The organism is Vagococcus sp. WN80Y (assembly GCF_059621045.1).
Genome location: NZ_JCAQHY010000145.1, coordinates 1 through 20,829, shown reverse-complemented (window position 1 = coordinate 20,829; position 20,829 = coordinate 1). Strand labels below are relative to the sequence as shown.

16 protein-coding genes are annotated in these 20,829 nt (G+C 37.1%); 14 read left to right on the top strand and 2 right to left on the bottom strand.

Going from position 1 to position 20,829, the window contains the following annotated elements:
- The first annotated feature begins 22 nt into the window (after positions 1 to 22).
- From AC5KOD_RS09575 to AC5KOD_RS09560, 4 genes are all read left to right on the top strand, one after another.
- On the top strand, positions 23 to 871 hold the full coding sequence (locus tag AC5KOD_RS09575; RefSeq protein WP_496914328.1) for a DegV family protein: 849 nt from the start codon (positions 23 to 25) through the stop codon (positions 869 to 871).
- Positions 872 to 1,044: 173 nt separating this feature from the next.
- On the top strand, positions 1,045 to 1,614 hold the full coding sequence (locus AC5KOD_RS09570; RefSeq protein WP_496914327.1) for a DNA-3-methyladenine glycosylase I: 570 nt from the start codon (positions 1,045 to 1,047) through the stop codon (positions 1,612 to 1,614).
- Positions 1,615 to 1,878: 264 nt separating this feature from the next.
- Positions 1,879 to 2,763, top strand: a complete 885-nt coding sequence (locus AC5KOD_RS09565) for an Rgg/GadR/MutR family transcriptional regulator (protein WP_496914326.1) — start codon at positions 1,879 to 1,881, stop codon at positions 2,761 to 2,763.
- A gap of 214 nt (positions 2,764 to 2,977) precedes the next feature.
- Entirely contained in the window at positions 2,978 to 4,180 is a 1,203-nt protein-coding gene (locus AC5KOD_RS09560; RefSeq protein WP_496914325.1) for a multidrug efflux MFS transporter, read from the top strand.
- 74 nt (positions 4,181 to 4,254) lie between these two features.
- On the opposite strand, the gene AC5KOD_RS09555 is transcribed toward AC5KOD_RS09560, so the two are convergent.
- Both AC5KOD_RS09555 and AC5KOD_RS09550 read right to left on the bottom strand, forming a co-directional pair.
- On the bottom strand, positions 4,255 to 4,926 hold the full coding sequence (locus AC5KOD_RS09555; protein WP_496914324.1) for a hypothetical protein: 672 nt from the start codon (positions 4,924 to 4,926) through the stop codon (positions 4,255 to 4,257).
- A 112-nt stretch (positions 4,927 to 5,038) separates the two neighbouring features.
- Positions 5,039 to 5,224: a YjzD family protein gene (locus tag AC5KOD_RS09550; RefSeq protein ID WP_496914323.1), complete on the bottom strand. Its 186-nt coding sequence runs from the start codon at positions 5,222 to 5,224 to the stop codon at positions 5,039 to 5,041.
- Between the two features lie 177 nt (positions 5,225 to 5,401).
- On the opposite strand from AC5KOD_RS09550, the gene dnaE reads away from it, so the two are divergent.
- The 10 genes from dnaE (at position 5,402) to trmFO (ending at position 20,612) form a co-directional block, all read left to right on the top strand.
- Positions 5,402 to 8,734 (top strand): DNA polymerase III subunit alpha, encoded by a 3,333-nt coding sequence (gene dnaE / locus AC5KOD_RS09545; RefSeq protein ID WP_496914322.1) that lies wholly within the window; start codon positions 5,402 to 5,404, stop codon positions 8,732 to 8,734.
- A 163-nt stretch (positions 8,735 to 8,897) separates the two neighbouring features.
- A complete protein-coding gene (pfkA, locus tag AC5KOD_RS09540) occupies positions 8,898 to 9,860 on the top strand; it encodes a 6-phosphofructokinase (RefSeq protein ID WP_496914321.1) in 963 nt (320 codons plus the stop codon).
- A gap of 59 nt (positions 9,861 to 9,919) precedes the next feature.
- Positions 9,920 to 11,683 (top strand): pyruvate kinase, encoded by a 1,764-nt coding sequence (gene pyk / locus AC5KOD_RS09535; protein WP_496914320.1) that lies wholly within the window; start codon positions 9,920 to 9,922, stop codon positions 11,681 to 11,683.
- Between the two features lie 229 nt (positions 11,684 to 11,912).
- Positions 11,913 to 13,370: a S41 family peptidase gene (locus AC5KOD_RS09530; protein WP_496914360.1), complete on the top strand. Its 1,458-nt coding sequence runs from the start codon at positions 11,913 to 11,915 to the stop codon at positions 13,368 to 13,370.
- Between the two features lie 77 nt (positions 13,371 to 13,447).
- Positions 13,448 to 13,990 (top strand): signal peptidase I, encoded by a 543-nt coding sequence (lepB, locus tag AC5KOD_RS09525; RefSeq protein WP_496914319.1) that lies wholly within the window; start codon positions 13,448 to 13,450, stop codon positions 13,988 to 13,990.
- A gap of 442 nt (positions 13,991 to 14,432) precedes the next feature.
- The gene (ylqF, locus tag AC5KOD_RS09520; RefSeq protein WP_496914318.1) at positions 14,433 to 15,293 is read left to right on the top strand and encodes a ribosome biogenesis GTPase YlqF; all 861 of its coding nucleotides are present in this window, start codon (positions 14,433 to 14,435) and stop codon (positions 15,291 to 15,293) included.
- On the top strand, positions 15,286 to 16,062 hold the full coding sequence (rnhB, locus tag AC5KOD_RS09515; protein WP_496914317.1) for a ribonuclease HII: 777 nt from the start codon (positions 15,286 to 15,288) through the stop codon (positions 16,060 to 16,062). Before ylqF ends, rnhB begins: the two co-directional genes overlap by 8 nt.
- A gap of 64 nt (positions 16,063 to 16,126) precedes the next feature.
- Positions 16,127 to 16,999 carry a DNA-processing protein DprA gene (dprA, locus tag AC5KOD_RS09510; protein WP_496914316.1) on the top strand — a complete coding sequence of 291 codons (873 nt, stop codon included), beginning with the start codon at positions 16,127 to 16,129 and terminating at the stop codon, positions 16,997 to 16,999.
- Positions 17,000 to 17,133: 134 nt separating this feature from the next.
- Positions 17,134 to 19,212 carry a type I DNA topoisomerase gene (gene topA / locus AC5KOD_RS09505; protein ID WP_496914315.1) on the top strand — a complete coding sequence of 693 codons (2,079 nt, stop codon included), beginning with the start codon at positions 17,134 to 17,136 and terminating at the stop codon, positions 19,210 to 19,212.
- A 98-nt stretch (positions 19,213 to 19,310) separates the two neighbouring features.
- Positions 19,311 to 20,612, top strand: coding sequence for an FADH(2)-oxidizing methylenetetrahydrofolate--tRNA-(uracil(54)-C(5))-methyltransferase TrmFO (trmFO, locus tag AC5KOD_RS09500; RefSeq protein ID WP_496914314.1), 1,302 nt, complete (start codon positions 19,311 to 19,313; stop codon positions 20,610 to 20,612).
- Positions 20,613 to 20,829 lie beyond the last annotated feature (217 nt).

Sequence of the window (20,829 nt, the reverse complement as noted above, 5' to 3'; positions counted from 1 at the left end):
GTAATAAAAGTGAGGGAAATATATGAGAACTGCTGTTGTGACAGATAGTACGGCCTATTTAACAGATGACTTAAAAAATCATCCAGATTTATTCATTATTCCGATTCCGGTTATTTTGGATGGGAAAATTTATAATGAAGGCATTGATATTGAAGCGAATGAGTATTACGAGTTACTTAATAATAGTAAAGAGTTTCCAACAACTTCTCAGCCTTCTATTGGTGAGGTTTTAGAATTATTTCAATCAATTGCTAAACAAGGTTATCAACAAGTGATTAGCATTCATTTATCATCAGGTATTTCAGGGTTTGTTAATAATTTGATTTCCATGTCTCCAGGCATTGAAGAAATTCAGGTTCGTGCATTTGACTCGTTAATTACTAGCATGCCGATGGGGTATATGGTAGAAGCTGCTTTAGAAATGGCCGAGTCAGGAAAGACTTTGGATGAAATAGTTGAAAAACTAACAGTGATACGCGATCATACTGAAGCTTTTTTAGTGGTTCAAGATTTAAATATTTTGGTTCGTGGCGGACGATTGAAAAATGGTGCCGCACTTATAGCAGGCTTGTTAAAAATTAAACCTGTTCTAAAATTTGATGTGGGAAATATTGTTTTGTCTGAAAAAATACGCTCGACAAAAAAAGCGTTGGCGAGAGTTGAAGATTTGATGGCAAAAAAATATAAGAAATCTAAAGTAGACATGCAATTTTTCATTATCCATGCGAATAATTTAGCAGTAGCTGAGTTAGAAAAAACAGAGATGGAAGAGCGATGTCCAGGTATTGACATTAAAATTGGCCATTTTGGCCCAGTAATAGGCACTCATTTAGGAGAAAAAGCTATTGCTTTTGCTTGGTGTGCTAAATAATTTGCACTTATAATGATTAATTTGAATGGTTGAGACAAAAGTATCTTTTACTTTTGATTCAGCCCTTTTTTGTTATTCTTCACCTTGATCAAGAACGTACGTTCTTGATTTTCTATGAATATAAAGAAGGATATGGTATGATTTAATAAGAAATTAGTTAAAGGAGAGAGACGATGACGGAAAAAGAAAGATGTAGTTGGGCGACAAGTAGTGAATTGGAAATGGCATATCATGATAAAGAGTGGGGCGTACCAAAACATGATGATTTATTATTGTTTGAATTTTTGGTATTAGAAAGTATGCAAGCTGGTTTGAGTTGGGCAACTATTCTGTCTAAAAGAGAAACGTTACGAGAAGCTTTTGATCAGTTTGATCCGACTATTATCGCAAACTATGGACCTGAAAAAATAAGTGAGTTATTAGCTAATCCTGGCGTTATTCGACATAAATTGAAGATTGCTGCAACTGTTACCAATGCCCAAGCTTTCTTAACTATCCAAAAAGATTCCGGTAGTTTTGATCAATTTATTTGGGAGTATGTTGATAATCAAGTTATCAAAAATAAGTGGTCAAGTATTTCTCATGTTCCTTCATCAACGGAGTTATCGGTAAAAATAAGTAAGGACTTAAAAAAGTTAGGATTTAAATTTGTTGGACCAACGATTATCTATTCATTTTTGCAAGCTGCGGGACTAGTGAATGATCATGTGACAAATTGTTTTAGGTATCAAGAAATCAATTAATAGTGACTCTTTAAAGTCCTTAATTGAGAACCGTCATTTTTCGTGATTTTGATGAGATAGTTTTTGGGGTGTTTCACGTTAATATACCCAAGAAACAGCGAAAAGGTAGTCCTTTTTAAATGACTTCGGGTAGGCAAAACACTGTTTGTTTGGTATGATATATTTATATAATTTTTATTTGAATAATAATTATATAAGTAATCGTAGTAACATTTTTATTTAGATTATTTTGTGAGATATAAATAGTAGAAAAAGAGGTGGGGTATGGAGAATTACGGTGTAACTGTAAGAAAGATAAGAAAGGATAAAGGCTTTTTGCAAAAAGAAGTCTATGAAGGCGTGGTGGCTAAAAGCTTTGCTATTCGGTTTGAAAAGGGTGAAGTTATGTTACAATACGATACTTTTTTAACAGTCCTGGAACTATTAAATGTTTCTCAAACCGAATTTCATTTTATTCACCAAGGCTATTCTCCCAAAAAAGAAGAGACTCTTTGGAAGAAATTTATATCGGCTTTTACCACTAATAATAAACGACAATTAGAAGCAATTTATCAGCAAAAAAGAAGTAGCAAAATTGTTTTCGAGCGTGTAATTGCGTATTTATCACATATTACAACCATTCGTTTAGATTATTTTCCTCAACAAGATTATAAAGAAAAGCTAGTGGCACAGGAAGTTATCTACATTCAAGAGTACCTGCAAAAAAAAGAGATATGGACACTGGATGATATCACCATTTTCACTCATTGTTTATTTGTTTTTGATTATCGAATGAGTCAAGCCTTGAGGAAAAAGTGTTATCATTCATTACGAAATTATCAAGAGTATCCTAACTATCTTGAACGAATGAGCCAGTTATTAAGTCATTATATTTTGTATTGCTATGATATTGGTGAGTATCAGGAAGGGAATAGTTGGTTTGTCAAGATTCAATCCTTGCCTAGAAAGCGAGATTTTTTATCTCAATCTTTAATAATTGATTTGTGTTCTGCGTACTACTTCTATATCAAGCGTGAGTTTTCATCATCAAAAGACAAGATAGATCATTATGTAACAACCTTAACTAACAGTGGATTCCGTGGAGAAGCTGAATTATCGCTTAAAGAATTTAATGAGTTTAAAATGACTGTTGACCGGCACAGAAAATAATTCTCATCAAACTTAAAAATAGACTTCTTACTGTAGTGAGATAGTCTTTTTTTGTCAGAATGCCTAATTTTTTCGGTAATTTTCATGAATATTATAAAATCATTATTTTTCTGTCATATGTCTAATCTAGTTAGGAAATAAGGTGTATACTTAATTGAGTAACTAATTTTTTGACCATGTTTGTGTCTGAAAAGAAAAATACTGGAGAGATTAAATGCGAGTTGACTGGAAACGAAATTTATATATTGCTTGGATTGGATGTTTTTTTACAGGGGCTAGTTTTAGTTTAGTTATGCCGTTTATCCCAGTTTATATTGAAAATTTGGGAGCACCTAAAAATAAGATAGAATTTTATGCGGGGCTATCAATTAGTGTGACAGCTTTAGCAGCAGCAATAGTTGCACCTATTTGGGGAAATCTGGCTGACCGAAAAGGGCGAAAGCTGATGATGGTTAGAGCCGCAGCAGGAATGACTTTTTCTATGGGCGCGTTAGCTTTTGTGCCAAATGTAGAATGGTTGTTGGTTATGCGTTTCTTGACAGGTGTGTTGTCAGGCTATATACCTAATGCGACAGCAATGATCGCTTCTCAAGTTCCGCAAGAGCGCAATGGTTGGGCTTTGGGAACATTAGCAACAGGAACAGTTGCTGGTAATTTAATTGGTCCTTTAATGGGTGGTGCTTTAGCAGGAGCTTTTGGGATTCGGAATGTTTTCTTGATAACAGGAACTGTTTTACTAATTAATACTGTCTTGACAATCTTTTTTGTAAAGGAAGAGTTTACCCCTGTTGAAAAGAAAAATGTCATTTCGACGAAGGAAATTTTTAGCAAGGTCAAGAATCCAACAATGCTATTCGGTTTGTTTATCACAACATTAATTTTACAAGTGGGAATTACCAGTATTAGTCCAATCTTAACACTTTATATTCGTCAACTTGGTGGAGCTAGTGGTAATATCTTGTTTGTTAGCGGATTGATTGTGTCAGTAGCAGGTGTTTCAGCCTTTGTTTCATCACCACTTTTAGGTAAACTAGGGGATAAAGTTGGCAATCAAAATGTCTTATTAGGTGGACTAGTCTTTTTCCTATTGTGCATTTTTCCGATGGCGTTTGTCAAGACGCCTTTCCAATTAGGATTGCTAAGGTTCATGATGGGATTCTCAACGGGAGCCTTGATGCCATCAGTCAATTCGTTGATTAGTCGTTTGACTCCACGAGAAGGAGTTAGTCGAATTTTCAGTTTTAATCAAATGGCACAAAATTTTGGACAAGTTCTAGGGCCGATGGTTGGGTCTACTGTTGCTGCTGGTTTTGGATACGGTGGAGTCTTTATTGGAACTTCTTGCTTTATTCTTGTTAATATTGGTATTTCTCTAGTTAATTTTCGCGGTACAATCGGCAAAAAAATTAACTTTTAATCAGGATAAGGAAGGCACAGATGGAAAAGCATTTGTGCCTTTTTTAATTTGCTGGGAATAATAGGATACACTATTTATTCTTCTGATACTAATCGATTCAAATCGTAAATACCACTAGCCGTTTTCCCGATCATAAGGGTTGAGATGGTTAGAATATCATTCGCAAGTTGGTTAAAGCCAATAACTCTACAAACCAGATCATCTACCCTCCATTCATTAATCAGTTCATCAAACTGTAGTAACGAGTTGATCTCTAAAGTTTTGTTAGTCTCGGTTTCCACTCGGAATTTAATAACTTTAGCCGTTTCACTAGGTATCTTTTTTGTTTTGTAGTGAGTTTCTGTAAGCTTAATATTGTGATTGACATTAGTTGCATAATCAACGACATCATCAATGAATGTTTTAACTTTAAATTGAAAATTACCTCCCCGAAAAATAGGAATGATCCATGAGGATTTCTCAATCAATTCTAAATGTGCCTCATTTAACCCAGCCGTACCAATTACTAAAGGCTTATTTAGTTGGATGGCATAATCGATTATCGACTCAAGATTATCTTTGTGAGAAAAATCGACAATAACATCAAAATGTTCAGATATTGTGTCTAATTGGTTATAATTATAATATAATTCGTTATTTCTACAAAGCCCTGCAACAATATCGACATCCTTACGACTATTAGCAAATTGTAAGGCTATTCGGCCTGTCCTTCCAGTAATTCCACTCCACAAAATAGTTGTTTTCATTTCTAAGCCTCCTAGCTACAATGACTGTTAATTAACTAATATAAAAAGACTGAGACTATGCAGCTGAGTCTCAGTCTAAAATAAGTGCCAATTACTTGAGTTTAATTTGTTATTATTGATCTGTTTGCTTTTTACTTGGTTGAGAAACTTCCCCAATGATAATCACAAAAAGTGCAATTACGATAGATCCCATGACTGCTTGTGGGAAATTGTATAGGCCGTGATTTAGAGCAGCCCCAAGGTAGGCAACAATTTGTCCTAAAATCAATGACCATGCTAAAATTATTAGATAACGCATATTGTAACACCTCTCTTCACTAGCTTATTTTAGCACAAAGCTAGGTGGAGTGAAAGTAAAAGAATAGTAGTCTGAAAAATAGTGACAATCATGGGTGAAATCTCATTCTTAAAAAATTACGAATGACTGTTTTCATGTTATAATAAGCATTAAAGTGGAGAGGGAGGGAAAAGTGGCATGGAAATTACGCAATTACAAGTGATGACCGCCTATTCGCTGTTAGCAAGTACGATTCGAATTGATGATCTTGTAAAAACAGCTAAAGAACGTGGATTTAAATCTCTCGCTATTACGGATTTAAATGTAATGTCAGGTGCTGCTGAGTTTTACCGTACCTGTCAAAAGCACCAGATAAAGCCTTTAATTGGTTTAACAATAGAATACCGCGAGACCTTACAATCTGATGAGGATGTTCGCTTGATCTTATTAGCAAAAAATCAAATAGGTTATGAACAACTATTGAAAATTTCCACTGCGAAAATGGAATTAGAAGCAAATCAGCATTTCTATTTTCAGCAATTTGCTGAATTGTTACATGATTTAGTGGTCGTAATACCAGATGAACAATCAACAATTACCACACTTTATCGCGAGCAACGAACAGAAGAGCTAACAGTAAGCCTTAATGAATTAAAAAAAAGAGTGGATGCTGACAGCTTATTTGGCGGAGTTTCACTACATGAGGAAGAGCCGCGAAAGCAACACTGGGTAGAAATTCTTACAGAGCATCAAATTAATGAGGTAGCTTTACAAGAAGTTCGATATTTGAATCCAAGTGATGATTTTTCTTTACGTGTCTTAAAGCACATTGATGAAGGGACTCGTATTGGACCCGAGCATCTTCAACAAACAGGCTCATATTTTTTGTCAACTACAGCTGATTTAGAAGAGAAGTTTCGTGTTAATCAGGTCTTGTCGGCATTAAAAAACACTCAAAAAGTAGTGGATTTATGTCAATTTGAAATGATGTTTCATCAAACGCTATTACCACATTTTGATGTACCAAAAGCTGAAAATGCTGCGAGCTATTTGCGAAAAATCTGCCAGGAGGCTTTGCCGAAACGCGTTCAACAACCTGATCACCGCTATGCCGAGCGTTTAGAAATGGAACTATCAACCATTAGTGAGATGGGTTTTGATGATTATTTTCTAATTATTTGGGATGTGATGAAATTTGCTGCAGATCGTCAGATAGTGATGGGGCCAGGGCGTGGCTCGGCAGCTGGGTCTTTGGTATCATTTGTGACGGGAATTACTGAGGTTGATCCGATTGAATATGATCTTCTTTTTGAGCGATTTCTTAATAAAGAACGTTACACAATGCCTGATATCGATTTAGATATACCTGATAACAGACGAGAAGAAGTTCTCCATTATGTGAGTCAAAAGTACGGTCATCATCAAGTGGCGCAAATTGCTACCTTTGGGACGATGGCGGCCAAGATGGCTTTAAGAGATGTTTGTAGAGTATTTGGTTTGTCTCAAAACGAAGCAAATCAATGGTCAAACGCAGTTCCGTCAGTTTTGAAAATCACCCTAGAAGAAGCATTCAAACAATCTCATAAACTTCAGCAGTTGGTAGAAGAAAGTGAACGTAATCGTTTGATTTTCGATGTGGCAGTTAAAATTGAAGGATTGCCCCGTCATGTTTCAACACATGCAGCTGGGGTTGTGATTAGTGACCAAGATTTGACAGGATTAGTGGCACTGCAACTAGGCTCCAACGGTATTCCGTTGACTCAGTTTACAATGGGAGATGTAGAAGCAATAGGGCTGTTAAAAATGGATTTCTTGGGTTTGCGAAATTTGTCAATTTTAGATGATACGATTCAACAAATTAAGCGAGTCTATAAAGAAGAGATTATTTTAAAGGACTTACCTATGGACGATGATAAGACTCTTGCGATTTTTCGTAAAGCTCAGACTGTTGGAGTCTTCCAATTTGAATCTTCTGGAATCAAAAATGTCTTGCGTAAGTTAGGGCCAACTTCAATTGAAGATGTTGCTGCCGTGAATGCTTTGTATCGTCCTGGACCAATGGAAAATATTGATTTGTTTATTGCCAGAAAAAAGGGACAGGTGCCAGTTGATTACCCGCATCCCAATCTTAAAGAGATCTTGGATGTGACATACGGAGTCATTGTCTATCAGGAGCAAATTATGCAAGTCGTTTCCAAAATGGCTGGATTTTCTTATGGAGAAGCTGATATTCTAAGGCGTGCGATTAGTAAAAAAGAAAAGACGGTTCTTGATGAGCAACGAAAACATTTTGTTGACGGCTCACTTGCCCAAGGATACACAACCGAAGTGGCTAATCAGGTTTATGATTACATTGAACGTTTCGCCAACTATGGGTTCAACAGATCTCATGCAATGGCATATTCTTTTATTGCTTATCAGATGGCTTATTTGAAAGTCCATTATCCAGCTCCTTTTTTTGCTTCATTGCTGCATTCAGTTAGACATAATTTAGGGAAGATTAAGGAATACATAACAGAAGCTAAGCGATTTGGTTTAAAGGTTAAGGGACCAGATATTAATTCTAGTCGGTACAGTTTCTTTTTAGAAAAACAGGCGATTTTATTTGGCTTCAGTTCCTTGAAAGGAATACGTAAAGATTTTATTCGTAACGTTTTAGATGTTAGAAAAGCAGATGGGCCGTTTAAATCACTAGATAATTTCTTATTGCGAATTGACCGTAAGTGGTTGAAGGAAGATAATATTTTGCCGTTAATATACATTGGAGCTTTCGACTCTCTTCATGGTAATCGCAAGCAACTTGTGATTGACTTAGAAGGGATGATTAAGAATATTTTGTATAGTGGTGGCAGCTTGGATTTGTTATCCATTTTAAGCCTGAAAAAAGAAACGGTTGCTGATTTTTCGATAGAGGAAAAGTTGGATCAAGAGGAACAATATCTTGGGATTTATTTATCAGGGCATCCCGTAGATGAATATCAAACCTTGCGAATTGTCAAAAATGCCCGATCAATTGATCAGGTTGAAGTGGGGAAACGTGGTAGTTTGTTAGTTTATAGTCGTCAGATTAGAGTTATCCGGACAAAAAAGGGCGAGCAAATGGCCTTTATCGAAGGAAATGACGCGACAGCTGAAATTTCTGTAACCATTTTCCCTCAGCTTTATCGCAGGATAGGGAATGACTTACATGAAAATAAAGTATATTTTGTTGAAGGGAAGGTGGAAAGAAGCACTTATAATCAAGCGCTCCAAATAATCGGTGAGACAGTTGTTCTAGCTGAAAGTTTTAAAGAAACTATTGGTTCTAAGATTTGTTACTTAAAAATTAGTAACGGTCAAGAAACCCGTGATGTCTTAGCAGAAATCAAAGAGACATTAAAAAAATATCCAGGAAATAATCCAGTGATTATTTTTGACGAACAAAGTGCCCAAAAAATTGCGTTATCTGACGAATATTGGGTAAAAGAAAGCACAGAATTAAAAAATGAGTTATCCTATTTAGTGGATAAAAAAAATATTATTTTTAGGTGATAGATGGTTTATCTACGTGTTTTCATGTTTTTTCATGATTTTTTCTTTTTTACAAAGACTTTTCATTTAAAAAATGGTAGAATGAATTCGAGGTTTAAGTATTAAATACATTTAACCATCTGTTCCAAAGTAAGTTTAAAATAATTATTGAGGTGAAAGTTGAATGAAACGTATCGCTATTTTAACCAGCGGTGGAGACGCCCCAGGAATGAACGCGGCTATTAGAGCAGTTACCCGCAAAGCCATCTATGATGGATTAGAAGTATACGGAATTAATTATGGTTTTGCTGGCTTAGTAGCCGGGGATATCCGTAAATTAGAAATTGCCGATGTTGGCGATAAAGTGCAACGTGGGGGAACCTTCTTGTACTCAGCTCGTTATCCTGAGTTTGCTACAATTGAAGGGCAACTAAAAGGAATTGAGCAATTAAAGAAATTTGGTATTGAAGGCCTAGTAGTCATTGGTGGCGATGGGTCTTATCATGGTGCATTAGCACTAACTAAACATGGATTCCCAGCTGTTGGAATACCAGGAACAATCGATAATGATATTCCTGGTACTGATTTTACGATTGGATTTGATACAGCAATCAATACCGTATTAGAATCTATTGATAGAATTCGTGATACAGCAACTTCTCATGTTCGTACGTTTATTATTGAAGTTATGGGACGTAACGCTGGTGATATAGCACTTTGGGCAGGCGTTGCTGGTGGTGCAGATGACATTATTATTCCAGAGCATGAATTTGACATGGCTGCAGTAGCTAAGAAGATCAAAGAAGGCCGTGATCGTGGTAAAAAACATTGCCTAATTATTTTAGCTGAAGGTGTAATGGGCGGTAATGATTTTGCTAATCAATTAGCAGAATTCGGTGATTTCCATGCTCGTGTATCAGTTTTAGGGCATGTCGTTCGTGGTGGTTCGCCTTCTGCGCGTGACCGCGTTTTGGCTAGTAAATTCGGCTGGAAAGCTGTCGAACTCTTAAAAGCTAATCAAGGTGGTCTATGTATTGGAATTCGTGATAATGAAATCGTCGCAACAGATATTGTTGATACATTAGAAAATGGCAAACATCAACCTGACTTGTCATTATATACACTAAATCAAGAGATTTCTTTCTAGTTAACGGTAATACCTTTAAAGTAGTTATTAAATAATTTGAATATAGGAGCGTTTATGTAATGAAAAAAACGAAAATTGTTTGTACAATTGGACCAGCTAGTGAAAGTGTTGAAATGCTAGTAGATTTAATGAATGCGGGAATGAATGTTTGTCGTCTTAATTTCTCTCATGGAGATTTTGAAGAGCATGGCAATCGAATTAAAAATATTCGTGAAGCTTCTAAAATTTCTGGTCATCGTGTCGCGATCTTGCTAGATACAAAAGGTCCAGAAATTCGGACTCATGATATGGCTGGTGGTCAAAAAATTACCATTACTAAAGGATCAACTGTTCGTATTGCAATGAGTCAAGTTGAAGGAACGCCAGAAAAATTCTCTGTTTCTTATGAAGAATTAATCAATGATGTTGAAGTTGGGTCACATATCTTACTTGATGATGGTTTAATTGATTTAGAGGTAGTTGAAATTGACAGAACAGCTAACGAATTAGTAACTGTTGCCCAAAATGAAGGTTTATTAGGTAGTAAAAAAGGCGTTAACGTACCAGGTGCTTCTATTAACTTACCAGGTATTACAGATAAAGATGCTGCTGATATCAAATTTGGTATTGAGCAAGATGTTGACTTTATCGCAGCTAGTTTTGTTCGTCGTGCAAGCGATGTTCTTGAAATTACAGATATCTTAGAAAAAAATGACGCAACTAATATTCAAATTATTTCTAAAATTGAAAATCAAGAAGGCGTAGATAAATTAGATGAAATCTTACGTGTTTCTGATGGTTTAATGGTTGCTCGTGGTGACTTAGGGGTAGAAATCCCGACTGAGGAAGTGCCTATTGCTCAAAAATTAATGATAAAAAAATGTAATGAATTAGGGAAACCTGTTATTACAGCTACTCAAATGCTTGATTCTATGCAAAAAAATCCTCGTCCAACTCGTGCGGAAGCAAGTGACGTGGCTAATGCTATTTATGATGGAACAGATGCTATCATGTTATCAGGTGAAACAGCTGCTGGGGATTATCCAGTTGAAGCAGTTAAAACAATGACAAGTATTGCTGAGCGTACAGAAGAAGCGCTTGTTGATCAAGATGCTTTTGCGCTTAAAAAATACAGTAAAACTGACATGACTGAGGCGATTGGCCAATCAGTTGGACATACTGCTCGTAACTTAGGAATTAAAACAATTGTAGCGGCTACAGAATCAGGCCATACAGCGAAAATGATTTCTAAATACCGTCCAAAATCTCATATTGTTGCAATTACATTCAGTGAACGCAAAGCTCGCGGTTTGTCATTAACATGGGGTGTTTTCCCAACAGTTACAAGCAAACCAGATTCAACAGATGATATGTTTAACTTAGCAACAGATGTTTCTAAAGAATTAGGTTTTGCTAAAGAGGGCGAATTAATCTTGATTACTGCTGGTGTACCAGTTGGCGAACGTGGCACAACAAACTTGATGAAAATTCAATTAATTGGTTCTAAATTGCTTGACGGTCAAGGGATTGGTCGCGAATCATTTATCGGTACGTCTGTTGTAGCTAATTCAGCTGAAGAAGCTAATAAAGCTGCTGTTGAAGGATGTGTCTTAGTAGTTAAAACAACTGACAAAGATTACATGCCGGCGATTGATTTAGCAGGTGCATTAGTAGTTGAAGATGGTGGCTTAACATCTCATGCTGCTGTCGTTGGTATTGCAAAAGGTATTCCAGTGATTGTTGGCGCTAAAGATGCAACTACAATCATTGCTAATGATACACTTGTAACAATTGATCCACGTCATGGAATGATTTTTAGTGGTGCAGCTAGCGTTTTAGCATAGTTTAATTCAATAATAGGAGCTAGGAAGATTATTCTTCCTAGCTTTTTTCGTATGCACTTGTTTTAGGTGAAGTGAGCCGATTTATTAATAGGAAACTTGTGATTTTATTGAGAAGATATAGCCAATTTAACAGGAAATTCAATCGTTTTATGGTAGAATGGAAGAAGTAGTTTTGAGCTGGTAGCAAAAATTTGTTACTTAGCTTATTTTATGATAGAAAGAGTGTGAACTGGTGAATAATAAACATAATAACGGGATTCCTTATGGTCGACATATCATCTCATTAATTTGCGTGGCAATCATTGCTGGCGGAGGTGCCTATCAACTAAATGAAATTAAACATGAGCGGGCTAGGATGAACGAGGTTAACCGTTATCCCCATTCTTCTGATCTGGAAAAAGTAGATAGTACTTATGAAACAATTATCTCAAAATATGTGGGAGATATTGATAAAGATGCCCTTGTTGATGGGGCGATTAAAGGAATGACCTCTGCGCTAGATGATCCGTATTCTGATTATTTTAGTGGTGAAGACGCTGAGAGTTTAAACGAAACCATTGATGGAAGCTTTCAAGGGATTGGAGCAACTATGTCTATAAAGGATGAGCAACCGGTTATTGCTGAACCACCGATGAAGGATTCGCCTGCTGAAAAAGCGCGTTTAAAAGCGGATGATATCATTACTAAAGTTGATGGCAAGGAAACAAAAGGTCGGAAATTAGACGAAGTAGTTGGAACCATTCGCGGGAAAAAAGGAACAGATGTAACACTGAGTATTTTACGTGGTGAAGAAAACTTTGATGTGACTATCACAAGAGATGAAATTCCGCTAGTAACCGTTAAAAGTGAGTTAGATGAAACGGAGAAAACTGTTGGTAAAATTGTTGTCACAAGCTTCACTAGTCACACAGCAGAAGAGTTTGAAGAGGCTATCAAGGCTTTACGTAAAGACGGAGCTAAGTCATTTGTTATTGATGTTCGTTCAAATCCAGGAGGGCTACTTGATCAAGTGGCAATCATGTCTAGTATGTTCTTAAAAGATGGTAAAACAATTGTTAGTTTTGAAGATAAGGAAGAAGAGAAGCAAAGTTTAGTAGCAGGTAAAGAACTTGATAGAGGCTTTAAGGTTAAGGAGCCAACGGTTGTTTTAGTCAATGGTGGAAGTGCGAGTGCCTCAGAAATTTTTGCAGCGGCCCTTAATGAATCGGCTAAGATTCCTGTTGTCGGCAGTAGTAAGACCTTTGGTAAAGGAACGGTTCAGACTGTTAATCCTTTAGAAAATAATAGTGATTTAAAGCTGACGACAAGTAAGTGGTTAACACCAAAGGGAACATGGATTCACGAGAAGGGGTTTGAACCAAGTGTTAAAGTCGATCTGCCTGCATATTATGAGTCTAATCCGATAGATCGCGAAGCGACTTATGAAGAAGGGGCGAAGAGCCCAGCGGTGAAAAATCTAAACTTGATATTAAGTGGGTTAGACGGAACGGTTTCAGCAGAATCAGATACTTATTCAGTTGAAACGGTTAAAGCAGTTGAAGCCTTCCAAACAGCTGAAAGCTTACCAGTAACTGGAAAAGTTGATGCTGAAACAGCCGCCGCATTAGAGTTGAAACTAGCAACCAAACTTTTTTCAAAAGATTTGCCTTATGAGAAGGCTTTGGAGGAAGTAAAGAAAAGTAAGTAGTTAATTCGTCAGGTTTTTGATATAGGAACGTATGAGAGGCGTTATCTTGGAAATTAAGTGAAGGATGGGAATGACAGATGAAAACACGACTAATAGAAGTCACATTGTACTGGCTTAAAATGATGGTTTTAGCTGGTGTCTTGGTGATGATAATTCGGGGGTTCGTCTTCATTCCGATGGCTGTTGAAGGAAATTCAATGGCTAAAACACTGCGACAAAATGATCAAATTGTTTATGAGAAATTCTCTCGAATAAAACGGTTTGATGTCATTATTTTCAAGTTTTCCGATGGCAACACTTATATTAAACGTGTAATTGGTATGCCTGGTGAGCATATTCAATATGTTGATGATGAACTTTTAGTTGATGGTGAACGAGTTGAGGAAGATTTTTTGGGACAAGCTAAGATTAAGCGCAGCAGTAATCAGTACACGACTAACTTTGATACGGCTGATATTTTGTCGAGTAGAACTATTCCAAAAGATTCCTATTTTGTTTTAGGGGATAATCGCCGTCTAAGCAAAGACAGTCGTTCCTTCGGTGAAGTTAAGAGTTCTCAAGTGATAGGCAAGGCTCGTATGGTCTACTATCCTTTTAGTGACTTTGGCTTGATTAGATAGTGGGGCGTTGTTTGAAAAAATAGTTTAAATGACGTTCAAAATTGGGCGTCTTTTTTTTCTATTATTCTATTCCTTCATCAAGAAAATTTAGCAATTGAATAATTAATTTTTTAATCGCATTCTAAATAAGTTTACGACTCATTTCTCAAAGCATGTATAGTAATCCTATTTTAGAACGCAACAGCAGAGTAGCTACGAGGGCGTCAGACTTCTGTATGCTAAAAACTACAGGTAATCACTAGAAAGATGTGGTACAATGTGAAAGGGAATTAAGTGGTACAGGTCTTTTTTTTATCGAATTTCCACAATTTAAAGCGTACTAATTAACATTTGTTTTATTAGAGAGTTTATTTATAGTCAAAATAAGCAAGGCGTGAACTTTACCTGAATACAAGAGAGAAGTAAGGGGTAAGCGCTATATAGCAAGGAGGAATACTTAGATATGACGATTCAATGGTTTCCGGGTCATATGGCGAAAGCTCGTCGAGAAGTAACTGAAAAATTAAGGTATGTCGATATTGTATTGGAACTAGTAGATGCTAGACTGCCAATATCAAGTCGTAATCCGATGATGGATGAAATTATACAACAAAAACCACGGTTGGTGCTATTAAATAAAGCTGATTTAGCAGATGGTCGAGAAACTCAGAAATGGCAACAGTATTTTGAGGGGAAAGGTCACCGAACTTTGATCATCAATTCGAATGAAGGGCGTGGGATAAGCACGATTGTTCCTGCTTGTAAAGAAGTATTGCAAGAAAAAATTGCAAGAAAACTTGCTAAGGGCATGAAACCGCAAGCCATCAGAGCTATGGTTATCGGTATTCCTAATGTTGGCAAGTCAACATTGATGAACCGATTAATTCGTAAAAATGTTGCTAAGACAGGGAATCGGCCAGGAGTGACAAAAGGACAGCAGTGGCTTAAGGCTGGACAAGATTTAGAGCTTCTTGATACTCCTGGAATCCTTTGGCCCAAATTTGAAGATCAAGAAATTGGCCGTAAATTAGCGTTGACAGGCGCTATTAAAGATGACCTTCTTCATATGGATGATTTGGTATTGTACGCAATTCGTTTTTTTAATGAGTTTTACCCGCAAGAGCTAGCTGCACGTTATGATTTAAGTGAATCTGAAGCCGCACTTTCCGATGTCGATCAACTTCTTTTAATCACAAAGAAAAGAGGGTTTAGAGAGGATTATGAACGAGCAAGTCAAATGATTATTCGTGAAATTCGTGATGGTATGTTAGGTCGCTTCACACTTGATCGTTATGATCAGATGGAGGCAGAGGAGCATGAGTAAACCTGCTGCAATCGCTGAAATTAAAGCAAAATTAGCTCAAATTGATAAGGCAGATGATCCGTTTGTTCATGAATTAGAGCAGGATCCGCGTAAAGGGGTCGCACTGCTATTACTAGCTTTTCACAAACGTTTGGCAAAGGCTGAGTCGCTTCGGGAGGAAGCCTATGTACTACGTCAATTTGAGCGACAAGCATTAGAAAATGGTTACCAGGTGATCGCAGGAATTGACGAAGTTGGACGAGGTCCATTGGCAGGGCCAGTAGTGGCTGCGGCTGTTATTTTACCAAATAATTGTGAGTTATTGGAAGTCAATGATTCAAAGAAGTTATCTGAAAAAAAACGAGATGATTTATTTACAATTATCTGTGAAACTGCTGTGGCTGTTGGGATAGGCATAGTTGATGAAGAGATGATTGATAAGGTAAATATTTATCAAGCGACTAAAATCGCAATGAAAGAAGCAATCAACAAATTGTCATTTACTCCTGATTATTTGTTATTGGATGCGATGAAGTTAGAGGATGTGGCAATTGCTCAGGAAAGCATCATTAAAGGAGATGCTAAAAGTGTCTCAATTGCCGCTGCAAGTATTGTCGCAAAAGTAACGCGTGACCGCTTGATGACAGAATATGCTGAACAATACCCTGGTTATGGTTTTGAAAAGAATGCTGGCTATGGTACTAAAGAACACCTAGTTGGACTAGATGCCTATGGACCGTGCCCAATTCATCGTAAATCGTTTGCGCCAGTTAAAAAGTTTTTTGAATAGAATAAAGACAAAAGTTCTTTTTTTACGTATCTATTTAGGTAGAGACTAAAAGGAGGCTTTTTTTGTGGAAGAATTAGATTTTTTTATTTATCGGTTGAAGCACGTTAAAGGAATTGGAAACAAAGGATTATTAAAGATAATTCAATATGCACTGGAAACCGATTGGCAAAGGGTAACTGTGACAGAATGGATTAAAATTGGGCAGGTTAAAGCCAATTATCAACAGAGTTTTCGCGAAACATATGAGCTCTCACTCCAACAAATCCAAATTCATTGGCAAAACTATTTAAAGTCAGGTTTTTTAACGATTTTGGATGATGACTATCCAATCTATTTAAAGGAAATATACAATCCGCCTGCAGGGTTATTTTATCAAGGTGATGTAAATTTGTTGAAACGGCCAGCGCTTGCTATTGTTGGCTCTCGGGCAGCAACTGCTTATGGTGAACGAATTACTAGTAGTATGATTCCTGCTCTTGTTAAGGAATTTGTGTTGATTAGTGGTTTAGCTAAAGGGATAGATACAATTGTTCACCAACACACGATTCGACATCATGGATCTACAATTGGTGTGATTGGAGCTGGTCTTGATGTTATTTATCCTAAAGAAAATAGTCGTTTACAACATTATTTAGCTGAACATCATTTGTTGCTAAGTGAGTACCCTCTTGGAACAGCCCCTCTTCCTTATCATTTTCCTGCTCGCAATCGAATAATTGCGGGACTTGCTAGAGGGACCATTATAATAGAAGCAAAACAAAAAAGTGGTAGTTTGATAACAGCTCAATTAGCACTTGAATCTGGTCGTGAGGTTTTTGCTGTCCCAGGCAGCATTTTAGAAGAAGGGTCAATTGGGTGTCATGAACTCATTCAACAAGGCGCAAAATGTGTGATTAGAAGCCAAGATATATTGGAAGAATTTTCTTTTTTATCATGAATTTTTTATTTATTAAGGAACAAATGTTGACAAACCAGTATCATATGGCATAAGATTGAAACGATTCGTTTTATGAATAAGAGTTGTTTTCGTAATATATGAAGAGTTTATTGAAAAAGGTGGTAGTTAACTACATGGCATATAAATACATAGTGATCGTGGAATCTCCAGCCAAAGCAAAAACAATTGAAAAGTATCTGGGTAGAAATTACAAAGTTGTGGCTAGTGTGGGGCATATTAGAGATTTGCCTAAGAGTAAGATGGGGGTCGATGTTGAAAATAATTATGAGCCTCATTATATTTCAATTCGAGGTAAAGGCCCTGTTATTAAAGAATTAAAGAAATTTGCTAAAAAAGCTGAAAAAGTTTATCTCGCGAGTGACCCGGATAGAGAAGGAGAGGCTATTGCTTGGCATTTAGCTCACCTCCTGGATTTAGATTTAACAGATAAAAATCGGGTAGTTTTTAATGAAATCACAAAAGATGCGGTTAAAGCAGCATTTAAGGAGCCGCGCTCAATCAATCTTGATTTAGTAGATGCACAGCAAGCAAGACGCATTCTAGATCGCTTGGTGGGATATTCTATTAGCCCTATTCTTTGGAAAAAGGTTAAAAAAGGTTTGAGTGCAGGACGGGTTCAGTCAGTAGCGCTTAAAATTATTATGGACCGTGAAGCCGAGATTAATGCTTTTGAGCCAGAAGAATATTGGAGTATTAATGGTAATTTCTTAAAGAAACGAAAAAAATTCAAGGCTGGTTTTTATGGATTGGATGGTAAAAAAACCAAACTATCCAATGCTGAGGATGTTCAAGCGGTTACGAAACGCCTTAAAACCAAAGACTATACTGTTGAAAAAATTACTAAGAAAGAGCGGAAGCGTAATCCTGCTAAGCCCTTCACAACAAGTAGTTTGCAACAGGAAGCTGCTCGTAAGTTAAACTTCCGAACGCGTAAAACGATGATGGTCGCTCAACAGTTATATGAAGGGATTAACCTAGGAAAAGAAGGAACGGTTGGGCTGATTACTTACATGCGTACGGATTCAACTCGGTTGTCAGATGTTTGTAAAACAGAAGCAGCTGATTATATAGAGTCTGTTTATGGTAAAGAGTACTCTGTTGGAGTTAAGAAAACGGCTTCTAGTGAAAAGGGAGCTCAGGATGCCCATGAGGCGATTCGTCCATCTAGCATTATGAGAACACCTGATTCCTTGAAAGATCGCCTTGATAAGGATCAAATGAAGCTTTATAGTTTGATTTGGTCACGGGTGGTTGCCAGCTTGATGACTCCAGCTGTTCTTGATACGATGCGTGTTAATCTTGTTCAAAATGGCGTGATGTTTGTAGCAAATGGCTCCAAAATTAAATTCCAAGGATTTATGAAAGTGTATGTTGAGGGGAATGACGAGGGAAAAGAAGAGAAAGAGAATATTTTGCCTGATTTAGAAGAGGGTGAAGTCATTAAAGTGGTTGATTTAGAGCCTAAACAACACTTTACTCAACCTCCAGCTCGTTTCAGTGAAGCAACACTTATCAAAACCTTAGAAGAAAATGGAGTAGGTCGTCCTTCCACTTATGCGCCAACTTTGGAAACTATTCAAAGGCGTTATTATGTTAAGTTAGTGAGTAAGCGATTTGAGCCAACAGAGCTAGGAGAAATTGTTAATGGCTTAATTGTCGAATTCTTCCCACAGATTGTTGACGTTAATTTTACGGCTTCTATGGAATTAGATTTAGATAAGATTGCTGATGAACAAGAGCAATGGGTTCAAGTTGTCGATAAGTTTTATAAACCATTTGCAGTTGAGTTGGAAAAAGCCGAAGAGAATATGGAAAAAATCCAAATCAAGGATGAACCGGCAGGGTTTGATTGTGAGTTGTGTGGCAATCCAATGGTTATTAAACTTGGTCGTTATGGTAAATTCTATGCTTGTAGTAATTTTCCAGATTGCCGCAATACAATGGCAATTGTGAAAGAAATTGGTGTGAAATGTCCAACGTGTAAAGAGGGAGAAGTCATTGAACGGAAATCTAAGAAAAATAGATTATTCTACGGCTGTAGTCGCTATCCTGAATGTGAGTTCACTTCTTGGGATAAACCAATTGCGCGTAACTGTCCGAAGTGTGAGCACTATTTAGTTGAGAAGAAAGTTAAGGGCGGCAAGCAAATTATCTGTAGTGACTGTGACTATAAAGAAGACGTGCAGAAATAAGCGTTAAAACCTAAATGTAAGTTAAATAAGCAAATAAATACGACAGCCCCATTTTTTGAGCTGTCGTATTCGTGATTAAATATAGGAGATGTGACAATATGACAGTAGTAAATGTAATAGGTGCAGGATTAGCTGGTAGCGAAGCCGCTTGGCAAGCCGCAGAGGCAGGTGTTAAGGTCAACCTTTATGAGATGCGTGCGATAAAAAAATCACCTGCTCATCATACTGAAAATTTTGCTGAGTTAGTGTGTTCTAATTCGTTGCGCGCAAACAATATTACGAACGCTGTAGGGCTTTTAAAAGAGGAAATGCGTCGTTTTAATTCAATCATCATTGAATCTGCTGATGAAACAGCTGTACCTGCTGGTGGAGCTCTGGCGGTTGATCGTGAGACATTTTCTCAAACAATTACTGATAAAATCCGTAATCATCCTAATATTACGGTGATTGATGAAGAAGTGACAGCAATTCCTGAGGGGATCACCATCATTGCAACGGGCCCTTTAACTGCGGAGGCTTTAGCAGGTGAAATTGCGGAATTTACGGATTCTGATGGGCTATACTTCTATGATGCAGCAGCTCCAATTATTGATAAAGCGTCAATTGATATGGATAAGGTTTACTTAAAATCACGCTATGACAAGGGCGAAGCAGCTTATTTAAATTGTCCGATGAATGAAGAGGAGTTTACGGCTTTTCGTAATGAGTTAATTAATGCGGAAGTCGCGCCTTTGAAAGAATTTGAAAAAGAGAAGTTCTTTGAAGGGTGCATGCCAATTGAAGTAATGGCTAACCGTGGCGAAAAAACAATGTTATTTGGCCCATTAAAGCCTGTTGGATTAGAAGATCCAAAAACTGATAAACGCCCACATGCAGTTATTCAATTGCGTCAAGATGATGCGGCTGCTTCTTTGTATAATATTGTAGGTTTCCAAACTCATTTGAAGTGGGGAGAACAAAAACGGATTATTCAAATGATTCCAGGTTTAGAAAATGCTGAAATAGTGCGTTATGGTGTGATGCACCGTAATACTTTCATGAATTCACCAGAATTATTGGAACCGACATATCAATCACGTAAACGAGATGATTTATTTTTTGCCGGTCAAATGACTGGTGTAGAAGGGTATGTTGAAAGTGCTGCGAGCGGGATGGTTGCGGGAATTAATGCAGCTAAATTAGCTAAGGGTGAGGCACCAATTATTTTCCCTCGGGAAACAGCTGTTGGAAGTATGGCTTACTATATCACTCACACAGCGGGTAAACATTTTCAACCAATGAACGCCAATTTTGGAATTTTCCCAGAGTTGCCTACTCGTATTCGTGATAAAAAAGAACGCTATACGGCTATTGCAGAGCGTGCTATAGATGCCACCGTGGATGTTTTAGCATCTATTTAGTCCTGAAAGACTGGAGCAAAAAGTGAAAAATCCGCTCTTTTAGTTGAATCGAAGAGGACGGACGTTATCACATAATACATAATATACATGAAATAAGTGAGTTTGGGACGTAAGTCCGAAGAACCTTAAGATAGAAGACCGAAAATCGTAAAAAATGATTTTCAGTCTTCTATTTTTTAGATTATTAGGAGAATCCTCTTTGTTTTCTAGCTTACTT